This is a genomic window from Micromonospora sp. NPDC049151 (assembly GCF_040648395.1).
Classification (GTDB): domain Bacteria; phylum Actinomycetota; class Actinomycetes; order Mycobacteriales; family Micromonosporaceae; genus Micromonospora.
Genome location: NZ_JBEZDP010000004.1, coordinates 46,633 through 69,508 on the forward strand (window position 1 = coordinate 46,633; position 22,876 = coordinate 69,508).

A 22,876-nucleotide genomic window follows, 5' to 3' on the forward strand; every position below is an offset into this window, starting at 1 on the left:
ACCGGGACGGGCGGTCACCCCGGCGCGCGGCGGCCGGTCACCAGGAGCTGCTTGCCGGCGTCGGCGAGGACCGGGTCGTCGCCCAGCCGTCGCTCCAGCTCCAACAGCGCGTCCCGGTTGGCGTCCAGCCGTCCGGCCAGCCCGGCCCGCCCCAGCGCGGCGGCGCTGACCAGCAGCCCGGCGCTGCGGATCTCGACCAGGCCGGCGGCGCGGAACGCGGCCTCCAACCGGGCCCGGTCCAGCAGGTGCAGGTCGGCGGCGTGCCCGTCGGCACGCCAGACACCCCGCCGGCGGGCCAGCCGGTCCACCGCCTCGTCGTCCCGGCCCGCACCGACCAGCTCCAGGACCAGGCCCACCAGCGAGTCGACGAGCACGGCCAGTACCCCGCCCGGACGCAACCACCCGGCCAGGTGCCGGACCGCCCGCTCGGGATCGGCTGTGTACTGCAGGGAACCCATCGCCAGCACCGCGCCGGCCGTAGCCGGCAGCGTCACCTCCGTCATCGAGCCCTCGACCAGTGTGAAGCCGGAACCGGGCGGCCGGCGGCGCAGCTCGGCCACCATCCCCGGCGCCTGTTCGACGCCGGTCACCGGATGGCCGAGGTCGAGCAGCCGCCGCGCCCACCGGCCCACGCCGCAACCGGCGTCCACCACCGGGGCGCCCGGCGGCACCAACGCGAGCACCCGCTCCCACGCCAGGTCGTCGTAGGCACGCCGGTGCGGCACCGCGAAGTGCTCCTCGTAGCCGGACGCCAGCGCGTCGTACAGCGGCTGGCTCGGGCGCATCGGCTCAGGCAAGACTGCGCCGCCCCCGCAGCCACTGCCGGTCGGCCAGATAGGTGCCCGGCCGCCAGCGCAGGTTGAGGCTGTAGTTGCTGCCGCAGCCGACACACTCCTTGCGGAACAGCCGCGCGTGCTCGGCACGGTATTCCGGACCGTCGACGATCTCGGCGATCGGGCGCTGCCGGACCGAGGCGGTCGGATCGTGGGCCCAGCAGCCGCCGATCTCCCCCCGGGAGTGCACCATCAACTTGAGCTGCGACTCGGCGCACGGCAGGTCGCGCTGGACGAGGTCGTCGAAGTGCCCACGCAGGTAACGCAGCTCCGAGTAACGCGGCAACCACCGCCGGTCGGCCCGGGCCATCGCCTCCAGCTCGGCCAGCGCCGCGTCGAGCCGGTCGCCCGCCACGTCGGTCTGGTCGGTGACCGCGTCGGTGCGGAACAGGAACGTCCGGTCGGTGACGAGGTTGAGATAGAGCGTCACGCCCAGCTCCTGGGCCAGCGCCGCGATGCCGGGCAGGCTGTCCACGTTGTCCCGCATGACGGTGAAGTTCATCCGTACCTTCAGACCGAGCCGGTCCCGGGCGGCGATCAGGTTCCGCAGGTGCCGGGTCGTCGTCTCGAACGCGCCGAGCCGCCCGCGGATCCGGTCGTGCACAAGTGCCGTCGGGCCGTCGACGGAGACGTTGAAGCTGCGTACGCCCGCGGCGAGCACCTCGTCCAGCACGGGCGGGGTGAGACGGATGCCGTTGGTGTTCAGATGCAGGTGGCGTACCCCCACCTCGCGGGCGTACGCCATCAGGGTCAGCGCGTCCGGCCGGATCAGCGGCTCGCCGCCGGTGAAGTTGACCTTGTGGATGCGCAGCGCGACGAGCTGACGCAGGACGTCGCGCCACTCGTCGGTGGAGAGTTCACCCTTGGTGTTCGTGGTCCAGCAGCCGCAGCTCGTGCAGCGCAGGTTGCAGTTGTCGGTGAGGAACAGCTCGGCGACCAGTGGCCGTACGTGCAGCCGGGGCGCGAACCGTTCCTTGACGGCGAGCCGGCCGAAGAACCAGGCGAGGCGGGCGGTGTCGGCGACGGTCACGGCAGTCTCCGGGCGATGACGAAGAGGTTGGCCGAGCGGAACAGCCGGCCGTCGAGGTGGATGCCGCGCTCCAGCAGGCGGCGCACCGGGCCGCCGGTGAGCAGCGCCGGGATCTGCAACCACCGCCAGAACAGGTTGGCGCCGGTCACAGTGGTCGGGGTGAAACCGGTCGCGCGCAGCAGGCCGAGCAGGTCTTCGGTGCGGTAGTTGGTGTGCCGGTCCCGGCCGACCGACATGTCGCCGCGCAGGTTGTCGGAGAGGTCGGCGAACCGGCTGTGCCACACCTGCGACCCGAACCGCCACGAGTAGATCCGGCGGTGCAGCCGGGGGAAGTCGAACTTGGCGTTGTCGGGATCGAGGAAGGTGAAGACGTGCCGCCGGGGAACGGTGAGCACCAGCAGCCCGTCGGGGGCGAGCACCCGGTGCGTCTCGGCCAGCAGCGCGGTCTCGTCGGGCACATGTTCCAGCACGTCGAGCAGGCTCACCGAGTCGAAGTGGCGGTCGGCGAACGGCAGCGGCTCGCCGACCCCGAGCCGGTGCAGCGGCAGATCCGGGTGGCGGGCCGCCAGCTCGGCGAGGTAGCCCGGGTGCGGGTCGGCGCCCTCGCAGGTCACGGTGCCGTGTTCGTGCAGCACGGCGAGGAAGTCTCCGGTGCCGCAGCCCAGATCGAGGTGCCGGCCGGTGCGGCCGGACAGCGCGTCCCAGGCGAACGCGTACCGGCGTAGCGGGTGGGTGGCGAAGGGCCGTACACCCGCCCGGTGCGTCGCCTCGTCGGCCCGGCTCATCGGACCAGCCGGGCGCAGAGCGCGTCCAGAGTGGCGGCCAGGCGTTCGCCGTCGACCGGGCCGGGCAACGGGCGTTCCGCGAGCAGCAGCTGTTGCCGTTGCGGATGCTCGGCCACCACGGCCGGCAGTTCGGCCACGTCCCACACCGCCACCACCCGGCCCGAGCGATCCTCCGCGCGCAGGTAGTCGACCTGGTGGTCGTTGCCCATCTCGCCCCGTGCCGCCTCCCGGGCCACCGCGACCGGCACCCGGCCGAGCCGCTGGACCAGCCGCACCGTGTTCCCGGCGTGGGTGATCACCACGTCGGCGGCGGCCAGCCGACTCCGCAGGTCGTCCAGGGGCAGGAACGGGGCGTGCGGGCACGGCGGGGTCACCGCCGACGTGCCGGTCTGGACGAACACCTCGTGCGCGGCACAGAGCGGTGCGACGGCCTCGACCAGGCGGTCGAACGGCCACGGGCCCATGCCGACGGTGACCAGGAGGCGGGCCATGACTAGTAGAGCTCCCCGATGAGGACCGCGCGGGGCCGGGACGCCAGCAGGGCGGGTCGCTGCACCAGCACTGCGGCGGCGAGGCGGGAGCAGAGCCGCGCGGCGGCCCCGGCGGGCCCGGTCATGTTGAACGTCTCCAGCCACAGCGACGGCACCCTGAGCAGGCGGGCGGCGAGGAAGACGCCGACGGCCACGCCGGTGCCGGCCGAGACCACCACGTCGGGTCGCTCCCGGCGCAGCAGCCGCAGGGCCCGCCAGGCCGCCGGCAGCACCTGCCACCGGGTGCGCGTCGACAGCTCGGGCTGCCAGTGCACCCGTTGCCCGGCCAGCGCCACCTCGGTGTCGGGGGCGCGGACCGCCACCCACACCGGGTCGTGCCGCTCCCACCACGGGCGGAGCGCGAGCAGATCGAGCAGGACCCCGCCGCTGCTGGAGACGAGGAGGATCCGATACCGCCGGTCCATCACCTCACGCTATCCCAGCGTCGCGGATCGCGATGTCCCGGTCCAGACAGGACGGTCGATCCCCGGGTGACCCGGGTCAGCGGCCGTCGCGCGGTGCGAAGACGGCCAGGGCGTCGGCGTCGGAGTGGCGGGAGCGGACGTACTCGTCGGCCCAGGCCTCGGCGTCCGGGAACGCCGAACCCGCGGCGACGGCGGCGCACGCAGCGTCCACGTCGAAGCGGGTCCGGCGTAACTGCACGCCCGGGCCGAGCAGCGCCCACCAGGCGCCGGCGCCCCCGTACGGCATGCCGACGCTGCCCGGGTTGACCACCAGGCGGCGGTCGACCAGCCGGGTGAACGGCATGTGCGTGTGCCCGCAGACCACCGTGCCGACCTCGGCCGGCAGGCCGGCGAAGACCTCTGCCCAGCGGTCGAGCCGGGAGTCGACGAGCACTACCTCCTCGTCGTCACGCGGGGTCGCGTGGCAGAACAGCACCTCGCCCAGCCCGGTGACCGGCACCGTGACGGACGGCGGCAGCGCGGCCAGCCGGGCCACCTGGTCGTCGCGCAGCTGCCCGGCGGCCCAGTTCGACACGGCGACGGGGGCCGGCCGGCCGGCCCGCGCCTGCACCAGCTCGCGGTCGGCGTTCCCGCCGACCCAGCACGCCCGGTCACCGAGCGCAGCCAACCGGTCCAGCACCTCGACCGGCTGCGGACCGGCCGCCAGGTCGCCGGTGAGGACGATCAGCTCGGCGGCGGCCACGTCCGGCTCGGCCAGGACGGCGTCCAGGGCGGGCAGCACACCGTGGATGTCGGAGAGGACGGCGACGCGATCAGGCATCGTCCCAGCCTGGCGTCACCGGTCCGGGAGGGCCAAACGATTCTGCGGCGGGCAGAGACGGCAGCGGCCCGGCTCCACGCTGAGGCGGGCCGGGCCGGGAAGCCGGTACGGAGGTCAGACCCGCGCGCGGCGGGCCAGGCGCTCCGGGTCGAGGATGATGATGCTCTTGCCGTCCAGCCGCAGCCAGCCGCGCGAGGCGAAGTCGGCCAGCGCCTTGTTGACGGTCTCCCGGGAGGCACCGACGAGCTGGGCGATCTCCTCCTGGGTGAGGTCGTGCGTCACGCGCAGCACGCCGCCGTCGCGGGTGCCGAACCGGCCGGCCATCTGGAGCAGGTTCTTGGCGACCCGCCCGGGCACGTCGGTGAAGATCAGGTCGGCGAGCGAGTCGTTCGTGCGGCGCAGCCGGCGGGCCAGCACCCGCAGCAGCTGCTCGGCGATCTCGGGCCGGTTGTTCAGCCACGGCCGCAGGGCCTGCTTGCGCAGCCGGACCAGGCGGGTGTCGGTGACCGCCGTGGCCGTCGCCGTACGCGGACCGGGGTCGAACAGCGACAGCTCGCCGACCATGTCCGACGGGCCCATCACGGCGATCAGGTTCTGCCGGCCGTCCGCCGCGCGGCGACCAACCTTGATCTTGCCGGACAGGAGGATGTAGAGACTGTCGCCGGGTTCGCCCTCGTTGAAGACGATTTCGCCCTTGCGGACCTCGATCGTCTCCATCTCCTTGGCGAGCGCCTCGGCAGCCTCCGGGTCGACACCCTGGAAGATCCCGCTGCGGGCCAGTACCTCGTCCATCGCGCACCTCCGCCTGCGCGTGCCGTCCGTCGGCCGGGTCCGCCGTCCGCTGATCCCTCGCGCGCCGCCAGTCTAGGCGCACATGAGTAGGAATCAGAGGTGCACCCCTGGAATCTTGATCGTTGGGCGTAACCCACCGGACCTGGTGAGCAGCTAAGATCCCGCACTCGGCCCGGCCCGGCGCCACCCGTTCCCACCTGTGATCGTAGGGTGACCGGCGTGCTGTGTGAGCCGTTCCTGACCAGCCGGTCCGAAACCGGGTGGGACATCCCGCTGCTGGTGTGGCGGGCCGAGAGGCCGCTGCTGGCGGTCGGCTCCGCGCCGCTGGGCGGGGGGATCGGCGTCCGCGGGTGGGTGCTCAACGCGACGGTGCCGATGTCGTACGACCGGGACGACCCCGCCGCCCACCTGGCCGACCTGGCGGACGGCCTCGGCCTGGACGGCCCCGGTGTGGGGCTGCTGACCGGCGTGGACGTGACCGAGATGGTGCGCCGCACCGACGGCGGCGTCCGGGTCTGGGCGACTGTGGGCCTGGGCACGCCGGTGTGGGCCGCCGCGCCCGAGCCGGCCCACGCCGCATCCGGCCCGGCCCCGCACGCCGCATCCGGCCCGGTCCGGCCCGCGCAGCACGTCGGTACCGTCAACATCGTCGCGTACGTGCCGGTGCGGCTGAGCGAGGCCGCACTGGTGAACGCCGTGGCCACCGCCACGGAGGCGAAGGCGCAGGCGATCTGGGAACTGGGACTGCCGGCCACCGGCACCCCCACCGACGCGGTGACTGTGCTCTGCCCGGCCGAGGGCGATCCGGCGGCTTACGGCGGCCCTCGCTCGGCCTGGGGCGCGCCGCTGGCCCGGGCCGTGCACGCCGCCGTGCGCTCCGGTGGCACCGGGACCGTGGTGCCGTGGTCCGACCGGCGGGCGGGCTGACGTGGGCTCGGCGTATTCGACACGCCGGGTTTTCCGACCGATCGGCCCTCGTCGCGGCGTTCCGGGGACGGTAGCGTCGCCGACGATGTACGCTCCCGCCCGTTCTGTGCCCCGTACCCTCCGTGCCGCCGTCGCCGGGACGCCCGCCGCCGCTCCCGGGCCGCGTCGCGCGGTGCTCGGCCGGCGCCTCGCCGCGTTCGCCGCGCTCGTCGCCGTCCTCTTCGTCGCCGGCTGCGGCGGTGAGGCCGGCGGGTCCGGCGATCCCAGGTGGCAGGCGGGCCAGGGCGGCGGGTCGACCGGCTCGGCCGGGCCCGCGACCGGCGACCAGCCGGCGGCGCCGGACGGCGCGAACGAGCCGTCGATCTCGCTCACCGCGACCGGTGACGTGATCATGGGGAACGCGCCGGACCGGCTGCCGCCCAACGGCGGCAAGGGCTTCTTCGACGACGTGAAGTCGGCGCTCAAGGGCGACCTGGTGATGGGCAACCTGGAGGAGCCGCTCACCGACGACACCGGCGCCGGCAAGTGCGGCCCGGAGCCGAAGAACTGCTACCAGTTCCGCGCGCCGCCCGGCTATGCCGCGCACCTGCGCTCGGCCGGGTTCCAGCTGCTCAACCAGGCCAACAACCACGGCTACGACTACGGCCGGCAGGGCTACGAGAACACCCAGTCGGCGCTTGAGGCGCACGGGCTCAAGCACACCGGCGCCCCGGGCGAGATCACCGTGGTGGACGTCAAGGGCGTCAAGGTCGCCGTGGTGGGCTTCTCGTCGTACCCCTGGTCGAACAGCCTGGTCGACCTCGACGCCGCCAAGCAGGTGATCGAGATGGCGAAGGAGTCGGCCCAGATCGTCGTGGTGCAGGTGCACATGGGCGCCGAGGGCGCGGACAAGACCCGGGTGAAGCCGGGTACCGAGATGTTCTTCGGCGAGAACCGCGGCGACCCGATCCGCTTCTCCCGGACCGTCATCGACGCGGGCGCCGACCTGGTCATCGGGCACGGCCCGCACGTGCTGCGCGGGATGGAGTTCTACAAGGGGCGGCTGATCGCGTACAGCCTGGGCAACTTCGCCGGCGGCGGGAAGTCGCTGAACAGCTCGGGCCGGCTCGGCTGGGGCGGGGTGCTCAAGGTGTCGCTCACCGCCGAGGGGAAGTTCGTCGGCGGCACGTTCACCTCCACCGTGATGAACGGCGTGGGCCGTCCGTCGGTCGACCGGCAGAACCGCGGCCTCGGGCTGGTCCGCGAGCTGAACCGGACCGACTTCCCGGACACCGGCGCGAAGCTCGACGGAACCGGCAAGATCACCGCACCGGCGGGTGGCTGAGCGCACGCCGGCCGCGCCGAGCCGCCGGAGCGTCGGCCCCGCGACGTAGGCTGGCCGACGTGACCACGCGCTCCCCCGAGACCGACCTCGGCCGTACGCGCCGTGCCCGGCGCATCGGCCGGGTGCTGACCGAGACGCACCCCGACGCGCACTGTGAGCTCGACCACTCCAACGCGCTGGAGCTCGCCGTCGCGACGATCCTGTCCGCCCAGTGCACCGACAAGAAGGTCAACGAGGTCACGCCGAAGCTGTTCGCCCGCTACCGCACCGCCGCCGACTACGCCGCGGCGGACCGCGCCGAGCTGGAGGAGCTGATCCGGCCCACCGGGTTCTACCGCAACAAGACCAGCTCCCTGATCAACCTCGGGCGGGCGCTCTGCGAGCGGTACGACGGCGGGGTGCCCGGCCGGCTCGACGACCTGGTGACCCTGCCCGGGATCGGCCGCAAGACCGCGAACGTCATCCTCGGCAACGCCTTCGGCGTCCCCGGCATCACCGTCGACACCCACTTCCAGCGGCTGGTGCAGCGGTGGCAGCTCACCACCGAGACCGACCCGGTGAAGATCGAGCACGCGATCGGCGCGCTCTACCCGAAGCGCGACTGGACGATGCTGTCGCACCGGGTGATCTTCCACGGCCGCCGCGTCTGCCACGCCCGCAAGCCCGCCTGCGGCGCGTGCACGCTGGCGAAGCTGTGCCCCGCGTACGGCACCGGGCCGACCGAGCCGGCCGCCGCGGCCAAGCTGCTGAAGGGCCCCCGGGCCCGTGACCTGGCGGTCGCCGTCGGCCTCGACCCCGACCTGGTGCCGCAGCAGGCCGCCGCGGCGGACGTGCCGTGATGCGCCGGCTCGCGTACCTGCTCGTCCCGCTGCTGCTGGCGGCGGCGGGCTGCACCGCCACGGCCGAGCAGCCGGAACGCCCGGCGCCCGCCACCCGGGCCCAGCGGCCCTCGCCGTTCGCCGACTGCACCCCGCTGACCGTCGCGCCCGCCGCCGCGTCCCCGGCGCCCGCCGGGAAGGCCGGGGAGCAGCTGCCCGACCTGACGCTCAACTGCTTCACCGGCGGCACACCTGTGAATCTGCGCGACGTCAAGGGCCCGGCCGTGATCAACGTGTGGGCGTCCTGGTGCCCGCCCTGCCGCAAGGAGCTGCCCGCCTTCCAGCGGCTCAGCGAGCGGGCCGACGGCCGGTTCCAGGTGATCGGCGTGAACAGCCGGGACAGCCGCGGTGGTGCGCAGTCCATCGGCGAGGACTACGGCGTCGACTTCCCGATGCTGCTCGACCAGGGCGACGCGTTCCAGCGCGCGCTGGAACGCAACGCGTTCCCGCTGACCGTGCTGGTCGACGCCGACGGGCGGATCCGGCACACCGACGCGACCGGCGCGCTCGACGACGCCCGCCTCGCCGCTCTGCTCGAACGCCACCTCGGGGTGCGGGTATGACCCGACGCCCGCCGGGATGGTTCGACCCGTTGCTGGGCCGGCTCGGCACCGCGCGGGCGGAGGACTTCACCCGCATCGTCACGCCGGAGAGCGGCGGCCGGGAGAGTGCCGTGCTGGTGCTGCTCGGCGAGGAGCCCGGCGCCGGGCCGGACGTGCTGGTCCTCCAGCGCGCCGCGACGCTGCGCAACCACGCCGGGCAGCCGGCGTTCCCCGGCGGCGCGGCCGACCCGGAGGACGCCGACCTCCGCGCCACCGCGTTGCGCGAGGCCAACGAGGAGGTCGGCCTCGACCCGGGCAGCGTCACGGTGCTGGCCGAGCTGCCCCGGCTCTGGATCCCGGTCAGCGACTTCGTGGTCACCCCGGTGCTCGCCTGGTGGCACGACCCGCACCCGGTGCATCCGCGTGAGCCGGCCGAGGTCGCACACGTGGCCCGGCTGCCGGTGACCGAGCTGGTCGACCCGGACAACCGCATGCGGGTACGCCACCCGAGCGGCTGGATCGGCCCGGCCTTCTCGGTGCGCGGGATGCTCGTCTGGGGCTTCACCGCGGGCGTGATCGACCGACTGCTGGAGATGGGCGGCTGGTCCCGGCCCTGGCCGCACTCCCGGGTGGTGGATCTGCCGCCGGTCGACGCCACGCCCGCTCCCTCGGCCGGCACCGAGACGGCCGACGAGAGCCCGGTGCGCTGATCACCCGTACGCATCCCCGGGTCACGTTCCGCGAGCGCTGAGCCGACCGCGGGCAGGGTGCCCGTACCCTTGGGGCGTGTCCGCCGTGGATCTCGTCCTTCTTCTGCTCATGCTCGTGTTCGCGATCAGCGGATACCGTCAGGGTTTCGTCATCGGGGCCCTGTCGTTCTCCGGCTTCTTCCTGGGTGCGCTGCTCGGCCTCCAGGTCGGGCCGCTGATCGCCCAGCAGTTCGAGGCCAGCGGCACCCGCGTGCTGATCTCCCTGGTGGCGATCTTCGGGCTCGCCGTGCTGGGGCAGGCGCTGGCCGGCTGGCTCGGCTCCAACCTGCGGGCCGCCATCACCGGGCGGACCGGCCGGAAGATCGACGACGTCGGCGGCGCGTTCATCTCGGTCGTCGCGGTCATGCTGGTGGCGTGGCTGGTGGCGGTGCCGCTGGGTTCCTCGTCGGTGCCCTGGCTGGCCGCCTCGGTCAAGAACAGCGCACTGCTCACCGTGGTGGACCGGGTGCTGCCCGACCGCGCCCAGGACCTGTCCACCGCCCTGCGGGACACCGTCGACACGAACGGCTTCCCCGACGTGTTCAACGGTCTGGGCAGGACCCCGGCCCGGCAGGTCGCACCGCCCGACCCGGCGCTGGCCAACTCCCAGGTCGTGCAGAACAGCAGGCGGTCGGTGGTCAAGGTGCTCGGCTCCGCGCCGAGCTGCTCGCGCCGCATCGAGGGCTCCGGCTTCGTGTACGCCGACGACCGGGTGATGACAAACGCGCACGTGGTGGCCGGCACCCGCTCGGTGGCGGTGGAGTTGCGCGGCGAGCGGTACGACGGCGAGGTCGTCGTCTACGACCCGGACCGGGACCTCGCCGTGCTCTACGTGCCGGGGCTGCCCGGACCGTCGCTGCGGTTCGCCGCCGGGCCGGCCGCCACCGGCGCGGACGCGATCGTGCTCGGCTTCCCGCTCGACGGCCCGTACGACGCCCGCCCGGCCCGGATCCGGGACGTCGACCGGATCACCGGACCGGACATCTACTCGGCCGGTGACGTCAACCGGGAGATCTACACGATCCGGGCGCTGGTGCGCAGCGGCAACTCCGGCGGCCCGCTGGTCTCCTCGAACGGTCTGGTGCTCGGCGTGATCTTCGCGGCGGCGGCGGACGACCCGAACACCGGCTTCGCGGTGACCGCGGCCGAGGCGCGACCGGTGGCGCTGGCGGGCGCGGAGCGTACCCGGGGAGTCGCCACCGGCGACTGCACCTGAGCTGGCCGGCGGCGCTCAGCCGCCCACCGGTGCTCCCGCCGGTGTCGCCTCGTCACCGGAGCGGGACAGCGGCAGATGGGCGCGGCCCCAGGTGAGCGTGCGGTCGAGGACCGCCCGCGCCATGATCGCCACGCAGGCGCCGCCGTTGAGGAACGAGGCGACCACGTCGCTGGGGTGGTGCATGCCCCGGTACATCCGGGTGAGCGCCACGCCGATCGGCACCAGCACCAGCAGCGTCCACCAGGTGGCCTTGGCCGGGGTGCTGCGTGCCCGCAGCGCCAGCAGCAGCGCCAGACCGACGTAGAGCGCGGTGGCCGCCGACGTGTGCCCGGACGGGAAGCTGGACGTGGGCGGGGAGGCGTCCATGTGTGCCACGGCCGGACGGTTCCGGTCGATGACCATCGTGGTGAACAGGAAGATCAGCGCCTGTGCGGTCACCGCCGCGCACAGGAACAACGGTTCCCGCCAGCGGTGCAGCACCAGCCGCAGCACCAGGGCCGCCAGCACCGTCACCACGACGATCATCTGGGTGCTGGCGAGCGTGCTGAACACCAGCGAGACGTCGTTCCAGCCCGGCGTCCGGTCGCCGGCCAGCTCACGGTTGACCGTGTCCTCCACTGTGAACGGCCACGTGTGGGCCAGCACCCGGGTCACCAGCAGGCCCAGGCCCACCATCAGCGCGAAGAGCAGGACCAGCGGCAGCAGGACACGCCGGGTGACTCGGATCACGACATCGGACATGGCATCGCCTGTACCCCGGCGCGGGTCCGGCTACGCCCGCCCGCCCTCCGGCCCCTGGTCGGCCAGCTCCGGCTCGACCCCCTCACGCAGCGGACGCGCGGACCGCCGCCCGGTGCCGCTGCGCCAGGTGGCGAAGCCGGCCGATGTCGCGGCCACCACGGCGGCCCCGAGCACCCAGCCACCCACCACGTCGCTGGTCCAGTGCACGCCCAGCGCGATCCGGCTGATCCCGGTCACCACCGTGACCAGCACGGCGGCCGTCCACAACGCGACCCGGCCCCGGCGGCTGTCCCGTGCGAACGGCAGGAACACCAGCAGCAGCACGCCGGCGGCCAGCGTGGCGTTGAGCGCGTGCCCGGACGGGAACGAGTAACCGGCGGCCCGCGCCACCGGTTCGAGCAGATCCGGCCGGTCCCGGCCGACGAGCAGCTTGAGCAGCGCGCCGAGCAGCCCGCCGGTGACCATGGTGACGACCACCCACACCGCGAGCCGGGGCGCGCCGCGCCGGACCAGCCAGACCACCACCGCGACGGCGGCGACCCGCAGCGGGCCGGGTCCGAAGACGTGCGTCCAGACCGTCATCACGTCGACCCAGACGGGATGGTCCTGCGCGTACCCGTGGAACGCGTCGGTGATCGAGGCGTCCAGCCGCAGCAGGGGCGGCCAGGCGCCGAGCACCAGCAGCGCGATCAGGGCGAACGGCACCAGCACCAGGAACGCCGCGACAGCGGCCACTGTGAGCCGCAGGCCGAGAGAGTGCTCGCGGTCGAGGCGGCGATCGCGCCACGACCGGTGCGTGACCGGCGCCCCGGTGGTCTCCATGGGGCTTCCCCTACCCACCTGAGGGCAGGGTCAGACTGGTTCAGCGGCGGGTCTGCCGGAACCGCCGCACCATCAACGCGGTGCCGGTGACGAGCGCGACGAACAGGGCCAGGCCGGTCCAGAGCCGCTCCGGGGCCCAGACCTCCGTCTGCCCCGCCGGCCGGGCGGTCCAGCCCTCCGCCGTACGCCCGACCGGATCGCCACCCCGGCCCGCCGCCGCGGCCCGGGTGTCCCGCCCCTCGCCGGGTGCCGGGCCGAAGCCCACCACGCCGGGGGAGGCGTTGTCGTCCAGCGGGTTGTGGCCCACCCCCGGCACGTCGCCGGTCAGCGCGGCCACCGGATCGACAAGGCCGTAGCCGAACCGGTCGTCCCGGCCGGTCGGCCCGAGGTCCCGGGCTGTGGTGATCAGCCGGTTGACCACGTCGCCGGCCGACATCTTCGGATAACGGGCGCGGACCAGGGCGGCGGTCGCGGCGACGAGCGGCGCGGCGAAGCTCGTCCCCTGCACCCGCCAGTAGCCGTCCGGCCGGGCGCCGTAGAGCCCGGTGGCCGGGGCGCTGAGCACCGTCTCGTGCCCGGTGATCGAGCCGGACCAGAGGTTCTCGCTGGTCCGCTCCAGGCCGGTGACCGCGAGCACACCCGGTTCCCGGGCCGGATACCAGACCTCGGTGGTCGTCGAGGTGGCCAGGTTGCCGGTGCAGGCCACCACCACCACGTCCCGCGCGAACGCGTAGTCGAGCGCCGCGGCCAGGGCCGGGTTGTCGATGCTGCCGCCGAGCGACAGGTTGACCACCCGGGCGCCGTTGTCGACCGCCCAGCGCACCGCCTTCGCGATGATCAGCGCGTCGTCGTAGCGGTTCTCGGCGTCGAGGACCCGGACCGGGAGGATCTTGGCATCCGGCGCGAGCCCCACCACGCCCCGGTCGTCGTCGGCCCGCCCGGCGATCAGCCCGGCGACGGTGGTGCCGTGCCCCACCGGGTCCGGGCCGTCCGAGCCGTCCGGCGTCACCAGATCCAGGCCGGGCAGCACCTGACCGACCAGGTCGGGGTGGGAGCCGTCCACACCGGAGTCGATCACCGCGACCACCACGCCGCGCCCGGTCGAGGTGCGCCACGCGGTCGTCGCCCGCAACTCCTCCAACTGCCACTGCTCGTCGCGTACCTGGTCGGTGCGCAGCAGGCCGCCGGGGGCCACCCAGGGCCGCGCCACAGTGGCCGGGGCGGCGGGCGCGGCGTGTGCCGGCGGCGCCAGCGGACCGGCCACGGTGACCAGTGCCGACGCGGCGGCGAGGAGCGCGCGTCCGGCGAGACGCCGGGGCGGCCCACCGGGCAGTCCCTGCCGATCCCCTGTCACATTCCCCAGCCGTTCGGTCGCGTCAGACACATGCTGCACGGAGATTACCGGTTGTCCCGCCCGTCACGGGGCAACTCGGCGAGCCCGATCACCCGGGCGGGAGATGCGCCAGCTGCACCAGGCGCACCCCCTCCCGGCGGGTGACCAGCCGCGCCCGCCCCGGGGGGAGCGGCCCGGCCTTCACCTGGCCGACGAGAGTGCCCTCCTCCGGCCCGCCCGACATCACCAGCCCGGCCGTGGACAGCTCGCGCAGCCGCTGCACGATCGGCTCGTACGCGGTCCGCCCGGCACCGCCGGTACGCCGCGCCAGCACCAGGTGCAGCCCGATGTCCCGTGCGTGCGGCAGGTGCTCCTCCAGCGCCCGCAACGGGTTCGTCGGGCCACCGGCCACCAGGTCGTAGTCGTCCACGAGCACGAACAGCTCCGGCCCCTTCCACCACGACCGGCTGCGCAACTGCGCCGGGGTCACCTCCGGCCCCGGCTGCCGCCCCTGGAGGTAGCCGGCGGCCGACTCGATCAGCTCGGCGGTGTGCGGCGCGGCGGTGCCGTACCCGATCAGGTGCGGAGTCTCGATCACGCCCATCAGGCTGCGCCGGTAGTCCACGAGCATCACCCGGGCCTGCTCCGGGGTGAACCGGTTGACGATCGAGGTGGCGAGCGCGCGCAGGAACGACGACTTGCCGCACTCGGCGTCGCCGAAGACCAGGAAGTTCGGCTCGGTGGTGAAGTCCAGCACCACCTGGGACAGGTCCGCCTCGGCCACGCCGATCGGGAACGCCAGCCCGCTCGTCGCGCTCTGGTCCAGCTCGGCGTACGGCAGCACCGGCGGAAGCAGCCGCACCCGTGGCGCGGGCGGACCGGTCCACGCGCCGGCCACCGCCTTGACCAGGTCGGCCGTCTCGGCCCCCAGCGCCTCGACGCGGGGCTCGGCGGTGAGGAAGTGCAGCCCGCCGGGCGTGATGCCGCGTCCCGGACGCTCCTCCGGCACGGTCGCCGCCAACGCGCGCTTGACCACCACCGAGTCGGCCGGGTCGCCCAGACGCAACTCCAGCCGGGAACCGAACAGGTCGCGGATCGCCGGGCGGAAGTCCGACCAGCGCAGGGCGCTCGCCACCACGTGCACCCCGTACGCCAGGCCCCGGGTGGCGAGCTCGGTGACCAGCGGTTCCAGGTCTTCGTACTCGCCGCGCAGCGTGTTCCACCCGTCCACCACCAGGAACACGTCCCCGAACGGGTCGGGCGCGCCCGCCGCCCGCCGCCGTCGCCACGCGGCCATCGACTCCACACCGGCCTCGGCGAACCGTCGCTCCCGCTCGGCCAGCAGCCCGGCGACCTCGCCGACGGTACGGCGCACGGCGGTGCCGTCGGAGCGCCCGCTGACGCCGCCCACGTGCGGCAGGTCGCGCAGCGCGCCGAGCGTCCCGCTGCCGAAGTCGAGGCAGTAGACCTGCACCTCGGCCGGGGTGTGGGTGAGCGCGAGCGCGCAGACCAGCGTGCGCAGCAGGCTGGACCGGCCGCTGCGGGTGGTGCCGACCACCGCGACGTGCCCGGCCGCGCCGTCCAGCGCCAGCCAGAGCAGGTCGCGCCGCTGCTCGAACGGCTTGTCCACCACCGCCACCGGCACCTGTAGCGCCCCGTGCAGCTCCGGATTGGCCACCGCGAGCCCGCGTACCGGGTCGGCGCCGACCGGGCCGAGCAGCTCGTCCAGGGCGGGCGACGCGTCCAGCGGCGGCAGCCACACCTGGTGCGCCGGCGGGCCCTGCCCGGCCAGCCGGTCCACGAGCAGATCCAGCAGCGTCTCGCCGCCGTCGTCCTCGGCCGGGAGGGCGGCGGGCACGGGCGGCTCGGGCACCGGGACCAGGTGGGTGGAGAAGGTGAGCACGCGCGCCTCACCGGCACCGGACGCGCCCGCCGCCCCGCCGCGCCGGCGGACCGCGCCGGAGACGTACGCGGCCTTGAACCGGACCAGCGGGTCGGTGCCCGAGCGCAGGTAACCGTGCCCCGGACTGCGCGGCAACTCGTGCGCGTCCGGCACGCCCAGCACCGTCCGGGACTCCAGCGCCGAGAACGTCCGCAACCCGATCCGGTACGACAGGTGCGTGTCCAGCCCGCGCAGCCGCCCCTCCTCCAGCCGCTGGCTCGCCAGCAGCAGGTGCACCCCGAGCGACCGCCCCAGCCGGCCGATCTGCACGAACAGGTCGATGAAGTCGGGCTTGGCGGACAGCAGCTCGGAGAACTCGTCGCAGATCAGCAGCAGCGACGGCAGCGGGGCCAGCGGCGAACCGGCCGTCCGGGCCCGCTCGTAGTCGCGCACGCTCGCGAAGTTGCCCGCCCGGCGCAACAGCTCCTGCCGGCGCATCAGCTCACCGTTTATCGCGTCCACCATCCGGTCCACAAGCGGCAGCGCGTCGGCCAGGTTGGTGATCACGGCGGCGGTGTGCGGCAGCCGCTCGAACGGCGCGAACGTGGCGCCGCCCTTGAAGTCGACGAGCACGAAGTTGAGCTGCTCCGAGCTGTGCGTGGCGGCCAGCCCGAGCACGAGCGTGCGCAGCAGCTCCGACTTGCCCGAGCCGGTAGCGCCGATCAGCAGGCCGTGCGGGCCCATCCCGTCCTGCGCCGACTCCTTCAGGTCGAGGTCGATCGCCCCGCCGTCGGCGCCCACCCCGATCGGCACCCGCAACCTGTCCCGCGCGGCCCGGGGCGCCCAGCCCTGCTCGGCGGTGAAGCTCTCCGGGTCACCCAGACCCAGCAGCTCGGGCAGGCCCAGCTCGGCGCCGGGCAGCGCGTCCGGCCCCCGTACCGTGCCGGCCAGCCGCAGCGGCGCGAGCCGCCGGGCCACCGCCTCGGCGTCGGCGGGCGCCAGCGCGTCGGCGGCACCCACCTCGGCGTGCCCCTCGGCGGAGTGCGAGTGCAGGCGGCCGTCGACCAGGTCGAGCAGGAGCGCGTACCGGTCGAGCAGCCGGGGCGGCGGGGTGTCCAGGTCGAGCACGGTGACCGCGTCGATGCCGCCGTCACCGGCCAGGTCGCTCGCGCCGGTCAGGTCACCGCCGTCGAGCAGCACCACGACGTGCGGCCCGTCCGTGGCCGTGCCGTGCGGGCTGAACCGGGACCGGGCGCCGAGCACGTCGTCGAGCAGCCGTTCCAGGTCGGCGGCGGAGCTGGTGACCAGCCGCACCGGGCCCAGCGCGTCGGTACGCGCCGGATGATGGGCGTGCGGCAGCCACTTCACCCACTCCCAGACGGCCCGGCGTTCCGGCCCGGCGCAGACCGCGATCAGCAGCTCGTCCGGCGCGTGGAAGACGGCGAGCTGGGTGAGCACCGCCCGGGCCAGCGCCTGCGCGGCGGGCGAGCCGGCGCCGCGTACCGGGCCGGCCGGCCCGCGCACGAAGACCCGGGCGAAACTGCGCAGCGACAGCGCCACCGGCAGGTCCGGCACCACCGAGTACGCGTCCAGGAAGCGCCGCAGCGCCCCGGCCGTCATCGGCTCCAGCTCCTCCAGCGGGCGGGTGACCGGTGGGACCAGCGGGGTGGCCAGCGTCTGCGGCCCCGTACCGACCCGGACCACGGCGAAGTCCGGGTCGCCGGGCCGGCGTTCCCAGACCCGGTGACTGTCGACAGTCGACCAGAGCCGCCCCGGCTCGGGATGGCGGTAGGACAGCCCGGCCCGCTGGGCGCCGGCGGTCTCCCGCACCCGGCGCCGGAGCGTGCCCAGGTGGCGCAGGTATTCCCGGCGGGCGGCCATCAGCTCGGACTTCTTCGGCCCGGCGCTGCCCCAGGTGGTCACCAGCATCGCCACCGAGGAGAGGCCGAACATGCCGCCCACGACGTACGAGTAGGCGCCACCGCCGCGGCCGAACATCATCGCCATGGCCACCGTCCCGCCGAGCATCGGCAGCACCGTCAGCGCCTGCTGCCAGCGCCCACCGGCGGCGGCGGGGATCTCCGGCGGCGCCTCGACGGGCAGCTCGCCGACCGGGATCTCCGGGGCCGGGCGGCGTGGCGGCCGCTTGATGACGACAGTGGACACTCACCCTCCCCGAACGTGGCTCTGGGTAACCCGAGCCTGGCTCATCGTAGGTAAAGTCCTCTCGTCCGTCAGCCCACTCCCTCCGCGCGATATGGAGATGCCTCGATGACAAGCGGGCTCGCCCGGGTCACCATCAGCGCGCCCAGGCGGCGGGTCGACGTGGCCCTACCGGAGCAGGTCCCCCTGGCCGAGCTGCTGCCCGAGGTGCTCCGGCACGCCGGCGAGGGGCTGGCCGACGACGGGGAACGGCACGGCGGCTGGGTGCTGCGCCGCACCGACGGCGCGGTGCTCGCCACCGCCCAGGCGCTGCTGCCGCAGGGCGTCCGCGACGGCGAGGTGCTGCACCTGGTGCCGGCCCGCGCCGAGTGGCCCGAACTGGAGTACGACGACGTGGTCGAGGCGATAGTCGACGGCGCCCGGCGCCGGGGCGCCGCCTGGTCGGGTCACGCCACCCGGGCCGCCGCGCTGGCCGGTGCCGCCGTACCCCTGGCCGTCGGGCTGGTCGCGGTGGTCGCGGCCGGTCCGGGGGAGCACGGCTGGCCGGTCGCCGCGGCGGTCGCCCTGATCCTGGTGCTCACCGCAACCGCCGCGTCCCGGGCATACGGGGACGGCCCGGTCGGCGCCACCCTCGGCGGGTACGCGCTGCCCTGGGCGGCGGTGGCCGGAGCGCTCTCGGTCGCCTCCGGCGATCCGGTCGGCCCGATCGTGGGCCTGCGTTGGGTGGGCGCCCCCGAACTGCTCGTCGGCTCGGTGGCGCTGCTGCTGGTGGCGGTGCTCGGCCTGCTCGGCGTGGCCAGCCGGTCCCGCGTCTTCGTGGCCGGGGTGACTGTCGGCCTGGCAGGTGTGGCAGCCGCGCTCGGCGGGTTGCTGCTCCACCCGGACGGCACCGCCGCCGTACTGCTCGCCGTGCTGGTGTTCGCCCTCGGCGGGCTGCCGCTGCTGGCCATCCGGGTCGGCAAGCTGCCGCTGCCGCCGCTCACCCTGCCCAGCCCGGCCGGCACCCGGGACCTGCCGGACCGGGGGCGGGTGCACGCGGCGGTGGCCCGCGCGGAAGAGGTGCTGACCGGGATGCTGCTCGGCCACGCGGTGCTCGCGGTCGGCGCGGTCGCGGTGCTGGTCTCCGTCGGCCGGACCGCAGGGCTGCTGTTGGCGGCAGTCGCGTGCGGGGTGCTGCTGCTGCGTTCGCGCCTGTTCGTGGCGGTACGGCACCGGGTGCCGGCGATAGTCGCCGGGCTGACCGGGTTCGCCCTGCTCGGCGTGGTGCTGGCCGACCGGGCCGGTCCGGGTGGCCGGCTGGCGCTGACTGTGGGCGGGCTGGCCCTGGCCCTGACGGCGGTCACCGCCGGCGCCACCTACGCCCGGCGCCCGGTCTCCCCGTACCTCGGGCGGCTGGCCGACCTGACCGACACCGCGCTGGTGGTCGCGGTCGTGCCGGTGGCCTGCGCGGTGCTGGGCCTCTACGACCGGGCCCGCGACCTGCTCACCTGAGACACGCGGAGGCCCGGGTCGCGCGTCGCGACCCGGGCCTCCGGCGAAAGCGTGGGTGTCAGTGCAGCGTCTCGCCGCGCTCCTCGGCCTCCTTGGCCCGCCGGTACGAGTTGGCGATCTCCGCCTCGGCCTCGACCCGGCCGACCCAGGTCGCGCCCTCGACCGACTTGCCCGGCTCCAGGTCCTTGTAGACCTCGAAGAAGTGCTGGATCTCCAGCCGGTCGAACTCGCCCAGGTGGTGGATGTCGCGCAGGTGCTCCTGGCGCGGGTCCTCGTAGGGCACGCAGAGGACCTTGTCGTCGCCGCCCTTCTCGTCCGTCATCCGGAACATGCCGATGGTGCGGCAGCGGATCAGGCAGCCCGGGAACGTCGGCTCGGGCACCAGCACCAGCGCGTCCAGCGGGTCGCCGTCCTCGCCCAGGGTGCCCTCGATGAACCCGTAGTCGGCCGGGTACTGCGTGGAGGTGAAGAGGGTGCGGTCCAGCCGGATACGGCCGGTCGCGTGGTCTACCTCGTACTTGTTGCGGTGACCCTTGGGGATCTCAACCGTGACGTCGAAATCCATCTTCCACGCTCCCTCGTTTGCCCACGCTGGCTAACGGAAACCAGCGGCTCACCCCCGGCGCGGGGTGAACGCCCCCCGTCGGCTCCGGCCGCCGCATAGTGTTCGGACCGAAGTAGTGTCGCCCAAGGCGATTTCGAGCGGGGGAGGAGGGGGCCGTGGGGAGGGAAGATTCACACTACCGCCCCGAGAGGGTTGACGGGCGCGGGTCCGCCGGTTCCGGTTCCGGCGGGGCCACCGGGCGGGTGTCCGTCCCGGGTGCCAACATCCCTCATCGTCCGGCTCCGGCCGCCGGGTCCGCCCGGGTCGGCCCGCCGCACGATCCGGCAGGCCCGGTGAGCCGGCCCGGCGTGCCGGGCTCGATCCCGGTCAGCCCGCCGGTTTCGCCGTCCGACGCCGCGCCGCCCGTACCCTCCGGTCCGCCGCCGGGCCGGCCACGACGCCGCTCGCGGCTGCTCGCGGCGCTGGCCTGCGTGCTCGTGCTGGCCCTGGCGGTGGCCGGGCTCGCGGTGCTGCGCCCCGGCCCGGTCGCCGGGTGGCTGGGCGACCCCGACAGCACGGGTACGGCGGTCGCCGCGCCGCCCGAGCCGACCCCGCCGGCAGTGCTGGCCGGGCCGGACGGCAACGCCCCGCTGCCCACCGAGGCCGGCATCCGCGCGGCCCTCGACCCGCTGGTCCGCGCCGCCACGCTCGGCGACCGGGTGCACGTCTCGGTGGCCGACGTGAGCACCGGCCAGGCGCTCTACGGCAGGGGCCAGGACACCCCCACCGTGCCCGCCTCGGTGACCAAGCTGGCGACCGGGGTGGCGGTGCTCGCGGCACGCGGCCCGGCGTACCGGATCCCGACCCGCGCGGTGGCCGGGGCCAACCCGGGCGAGGTGGTCCTGGTCGGCGGTGGTGACCCCACGCTCGCCGTGAACAAGGACGGCTTCTACCCGGGCGCGGCCCGCCTGGACGACCTCGCCGCCCAGGTGCGCGACGCGCTCGGCGGCACCGCGCCGACCAAGGTGATCGTCGACTCGTCGCTGTTCAGCGGCCCGGTCTTCGAGCCCGGCTGGGACGCCGACATCCCCACCGGTGGCTTCGGCGCGGCGATCACCGCGTTGATGACCGACGGCGCTCGGAAGAACCCCGCCGAGGCGCGGCGCACCGCCGAGCAGACCAACCACGCCGCCGAGCGGGTGCCGCAGCCCGACCTGACCGCGGGCCGGCAGTTCGCCAAGCTTCTCGGCCTGACCGGCGCGGCCCAGGTGGCCCGGGGCACCGCGCCGGCCGAGTCCGGCGCCACGGGTACGGCTCCCGGCGCCGAGCTGGGCACTGTCGAGTCCCTGCCGATGATCCGGCTGGTCGACATCATGATCAGCGAGAGCGACAACGTGATCGCCGAGGCGATGGCCCGGCAGGTGGCGCTCGCCAAGGGCAAGCCCGGCTCGTTCGCCGGCGGCGCGGCCGCCACCGACCAGGTGCTCGGCGAGCTGGGCCTGCCCGCCGGTGAGATCAGCCTGGCCGACGGCAGCGGGCTGTCCCGCACCAACCGGATCAGCCCTTCGCTGCTCACCGACCTGATCACGATGGCCGGCAACGGCAGTCACCCCGAACTCGCCGCGATCTTCGGCGGCCTGCCCGTCGGCGGCTGGTCGGGCACGCTCGGCGAGCGCTACCGGGCGGCGGCCACGAGCGCCGGGGCGGGTGTGGTGCGGGCCAAGACCGGCACGCTGAGCGGCGTCAACGCGATCGCCGGCACGGTGACCACCGCCGATGGCCGGTTGCTCACGTTCGCCGTGCTCACCGACCGGACCCAGGGCTCGCTGGACGAGAGCCGCGCGGCGCTGGACCGGATCAGCTCGGCGCTGGCCGGGTGCGGCTGCCGCTGACCGACGGGCGTCGATCGGCCGGCGCGACCCCGGGTGGGGGTGTTCCGGCGCGGGTACGGTGGGTTCATGGCGCAGTTCGTGGACTGGGATCTGGCCGCCGCGACCGCGGGGGCGCTGAGTAAGTCGGGCCCTCGGGTGTCGTACGCCGAGGCCACCGACGTGGTCGGCGACCTGCGCCGGCTGACCGAGGAGGCGGCCGGTCACGTCGCCGACTACACCGGCCTGCGTGCGCAGGTCGCCCACCCGCCGGTACGCGTGGTCGACCGCCGCGACTGGGCGGCGGCGAACATCGCCGGGCTGCGTGAGGTGGTCTCCCCGCTGGTCGAGCGCCTCTCCGGCGACAAGCGGCCGGGCGCGCTCACCGAGGCGATCGGCTCCCGGGTGACAGGTGTGCAGGCCGGCACCGTGCTGGCGTACCTCTCCGGGCGCGTGCTCGGCCAGTACGAGGTCTTCGCCGGCGACCCCGGCCAGCTGCTGCTGGTGGCGCCGAACATCCTCGAGGTCGAGCGGAAGCTCGGCGCGGACTCGCGCGACTTCCGGCTCTGGGTGTGCCTGCACGAGGTCACCCACCGCACCCAGTTCACCGCCGTGCCGTGGATGCGCGCGTACTTCCTCGGTGAGGTGCAGGCGTTCGTGGACGCCTCGCAGGGCGGGGAGCACCTGCTGGAACGACTCCGCCGTGGGGTGGCCACGCTCTCCGACGCGGTCAAGGACCCGGAGAGCCGGGCCAGCGTGCTGGACATCGTGCAGACCCCGGCCCAGCGCGCGGTGCTGGACCGGCTGACCGCGCTGATGACGTTGCTCGAGGGCCACGCCGAGTTCGTGATGGACGGCGTGGGCCCGCAGGTCATCCCCAGCGTCGAGTCGATCCGCGCGGCGTTCAACCGCCGTCGCGAGTCCGGCAACCCGCTGGAGAAGGCGATCCGGCGGCTGCTCGGCATCGAGGTCAAGATGCGCCAGTACGCCGAGGGCCGCAAGTTCGTGCACGGCGTGGTCGACCGGGTGGGGATGCAGGGCTTCAACAAGATCTTCTCGTCCCCGCTGACGCTGCCCCGGCTGGACGAGCTGGGCGACCCGGACGCCTGGGTGAACCGCGTACACGGGCCCGCCGGTGCCACCCCGCCCGTCGTCTGATCCGGTCGTTTCGGCTGGTCCGG

Annotated in this window: 21 protein-coding genes; 9 read left to right on the top strand and 12 right to left on the bottom strand. The window is 74.5% G+C overall.

Annotated features, from left to right (window positions below; translation table 11 throughout):
- Window positions 1–14 precede the first annotated feature (14 nt).
- The 7 genes from AB0B20_RS06695 to AB0B20_RS06725 all read right to left on the bottom strand — a co-directional run bounded on the left by AB0B20_RS06695 (window position 15) and on the right by AB0B20_RS06725 (window position 5,215).
- On the bottom strand, window positions 15–785 hold the full coding sequence (locus AB0B20_RS06695; RefSeq protein ID WP_357468758.1) for a class I SAM-dependent methyltransferase: 771 nt from the start codon (window positions 783–785) through the stop codon (window positions 15–17).
- A gap of 4 nt (window positions 786–789) precedes the next feature.
- Complete coding sequence (locus tag AB0B20_RS06700) at window positions 790–1,863, bottom strand: radical SAM protein (protein ID WP_357468761.1); 1,074 nt, start codon at window positions 1,861–1,863, stop codon at window positions 790–792.
- Entirely contained in the window at window positions 1,860–2,648 is a 789-nt protein-coding gene (locus tag AB0B20_RS06705; RefSeq protein ID WP_357468764.1) for a methyltransferase domain-containing protein, read from the bottom strand. The genes AB0B20_RS06700 and AB0B20_RS06705 overlap by 4 nt, the downstream gene beginning before the upstream one ends.
- On the bottom strand, window positions 2,645–3,139 hold the full coding sequence (locus tag AB0B20_RS06710; RefSeq protein ID WP_357468767.1) for a hypothetical protein: 495 nt from the start codon (window positions 3,137–3,139) through the stop codon (window positions 2,645–2,647). The genes AB0B20_RS06705 and AB0B20_RS06710 overlap by 4 nt, the downstream gene beginning before the upstream one ends.
- A 2-nt stretch (window positions 3,140–3,141) precedes the next feature.
- Window positions 3,142–3,603, bottom strand: a complete 462-nt coding sequence (locus tag AB0B20_RS06715; RefSeq protein WP_357385424.1) for a glycosyltransferase — start codon at window positions 3,601–3,603, stop codon at window positions 3,142–3,144.
- A gap of 76 nt (window positions 3,604–3,679) precedes the next feature.
- Window positions 3,680–4,423 (bottom strand): metallophosphoesterase family protein, encoded by a 744-nt coding sequence (locus AB0B20_RS06720; RefSeq protein WP_357468771.1) that lies wholly within the window; start codon window positions 4,421–4,423, stop codon window positions 3,680–3,682.
- A gap of 114 nt (window positions 4,424–4,537) precedes the next feature.
- Window positions 4,538–5,215, bottom strand: coding sequence for a Crp/Fnr family transcriptional regulator (locus tag AB0B20_RS06725; protein ID WP_007466162.1), 678 nt, complete (start codon window positions 5,213–5,215; stop codon window positions 4,538–4,540).
- 219 nt (window positions 5,216–5,434) lie between these two features.
- Between AB0B20_RS06725 and AB0B20_RS06730 the strand changes: the two genes are divergently transcribed.
- From AB0B20_RS06730 to AB0B20_RS06755, 6 genes are all read left to right on the top strand, one after another.
- A complete protein-coding gene (locus tag AB0B20_RS06730; RefSeq protein ID WP_357469060.1) occupies window positions 5,435–6,142 on the top strand; it encodes an adenosylcobinamide amidohydrolase in 708 nt (235 codons plus the stop codon).
- A gap of 106 nt (window positions 6,143–6,248) precedes the next feature.
- A complete protein-coding gene (locus AB0B20_RS06735) occupies window positions 6,249–7,466 on the top strand; it encodes a CapA family protein (protein ID WP_357385429.1) in 1,218 nt (405 codons plus the stop codon).
- A 59-nt stretch (window positions 7,467–7,525) separates the two neighbouring features.
- Entirely contained in the window at window positions 7,526–8,305 is a 780-nt protein-coding gene (gene nth, locus AB0B20_RS06740; protein ID WP_357468774.1) for an endonuclease III, read from the top strand.
- Complete coding sequence (locus AB0B20_RS06745) at window positions 8,302–8,907, top strand: TlpA disulfide reductase family protein (RefSeq protein ID WP_357468777.1); 606 nt, start codon at window positions 8,302–8,304, stop codon at window positions 8,905–8,907. Before nth ends, AB0B20_RS06745 begins: the two co-directional genes overlap by 4 nt.
- Entirely contained in the window at window positions 8,904–9,596 is a 693-nt protein-coding gene (locus AB0B20_RS06750; protein WP_357385435.1) for a CoA pyrophosphatase, read from the top strand. Before AB0B20_RS06745 ends, AB0B20_RS06750 begins: the two co-directional genes overlap by 4 nt.
- Before the next feature lie 76 nt (window positions 9,597–9,672).
- Window positions 9,673–10,851 carry a MarP family serine protease gene (locus tag AB0B20_RS06755; RefSeq protein WP_357468780.1) on the top strand — a complete coding sequence of 393 codons (1,179 nt, stop codon included), beginning with the start codon at window positions 9,673–9,675 and terminating at the stop codon, window positions 10,849–10,851.
- A 15-nt stretch (window positions 10,852–10,866) separates the two neighbouring features.
- On the opposite strand, the gene AB0B20_RS06760 is transcribed toward AB0B20_RS06755, so the two are convergent.
- The 4 genes from AB0B20_RS06760 to eccCa form a co-directional block, all read right to left on the bottom strand.
- A complete protein-coding gene (locus tag AB0B20_RS06760; protein ID WP_357468783.1) occupies window positions 10,867–11,592 on the bottom strand; it encodes a phosphatase PAP2 family protein in 726 nt (241 codons plus the stop codon).
- Window positions 11,593–11,622: 30 nt separating this feature from the next.
- A complete protein-coding gene (locus AB0B20_RS06765; RefSeq protein ID WP_357468786.1) occupies window positions 11,623–12,414 on the bottom strand; it encodes a phosphatase PAP2 family protein in 792 nt (263 codons plus the stop codon).
- 40 nt (window positions 12,415–12,454) lie between these two features.
- Window positions 12,455–13,768, bottom strand: a complete 1,314-nt coding sequence (mycP, locus tag AB0B20_RS06770; protein WP_357468789.1) for a type VII secretion-associated serine protease mycosin — start codon at window positions 13,766–13,768, stop codon at window positions 12,455–12,457.
- Window positions 13,769–13,856: 88 nt separating this feature from the next.
- The gene (eccCa, locus tag AB0B20_RS06775; protein ID WP_357468792.1) at window positions 13,857–17,795 is read right to left on the bottom strand and encodes a type VII secretion protein EccCa; all 3,939 of its coding nucleotides are present in this window, start codon (window positions 17,793–17,795) and stop codon (window positions 13,857–13,859) included.
- Between the two features lie 105 nt (window positions 17,796–17,900).
- On the opposite strand from eccCa, the gene eccD reads away from it, so the two are divergent.
- A complete protein-coding gene (gene eccD, locus AB0B20_RS06780) occupies window positions 17,901–19,283 on the top strand; it encodes a type VII secretion integral membrane protein EccD (protein WP_357468796.1) in 1,383 nt (460 codons plus the stop codon).
- Between the two features lie 58 nt (window positions 19,284–19,341).
- Here eccD and AB0B20_RS06785 read toward each other — a convergent pair whose 3' ends face one another.
- The gene (locus tag AB0B20_RS06785) at window positions 19,342–19,848 is read right to left on the bottom strand and encodes an inorganic diphosphatase (RefSeq protein ID WP_181570752.1); all 507 of its coding nucleotides are present in this window, start codon (window positions 19,846–19,848) and stop codon (window positions 19,342–19,344) included.
- Between the two features lie 449 nt (window positions 19,849–20,297).
- Here AB0B20_RS06785 and dacB point away from each other — a divergent pair, with 449 nt between their 5' ends.
- Both dacB and AB0B20_RS06795 read left to right on the top strand, forming a co-directional pair.
- Window positions 20,298–21,719: a D-alanyl-D-alanine carboxypeptidase/D-alanyl-D-alanine-endopeptidase gene (gene dacB, locus AB0B20_RS06790; RefSeq protein WP_357469063.1), complete on the top strand. Its 1,422-nt coding sequence runs from the start codon at window positions 20,298–20,300 to the stop codon at window positions 21,717–21,719.
- 66 nt (window positions 21,720–21,785) lie between these two features.
- The gene (locus AB0B20_RS06795) at window positions 21,786–22,853 is read left to right on the top strand and encodes a zinc-dependent metalloprotease (protein ID WP_357385449.1); all 1,068 of its coding nucleotides are present in this window, start codon (window positions 21,786–21,788) and stop codon (window positions 22,851–22,853) included.
- The last annotated feature ends 23 nt before the right edge of the window (window positions 22,854–22,876 follow it).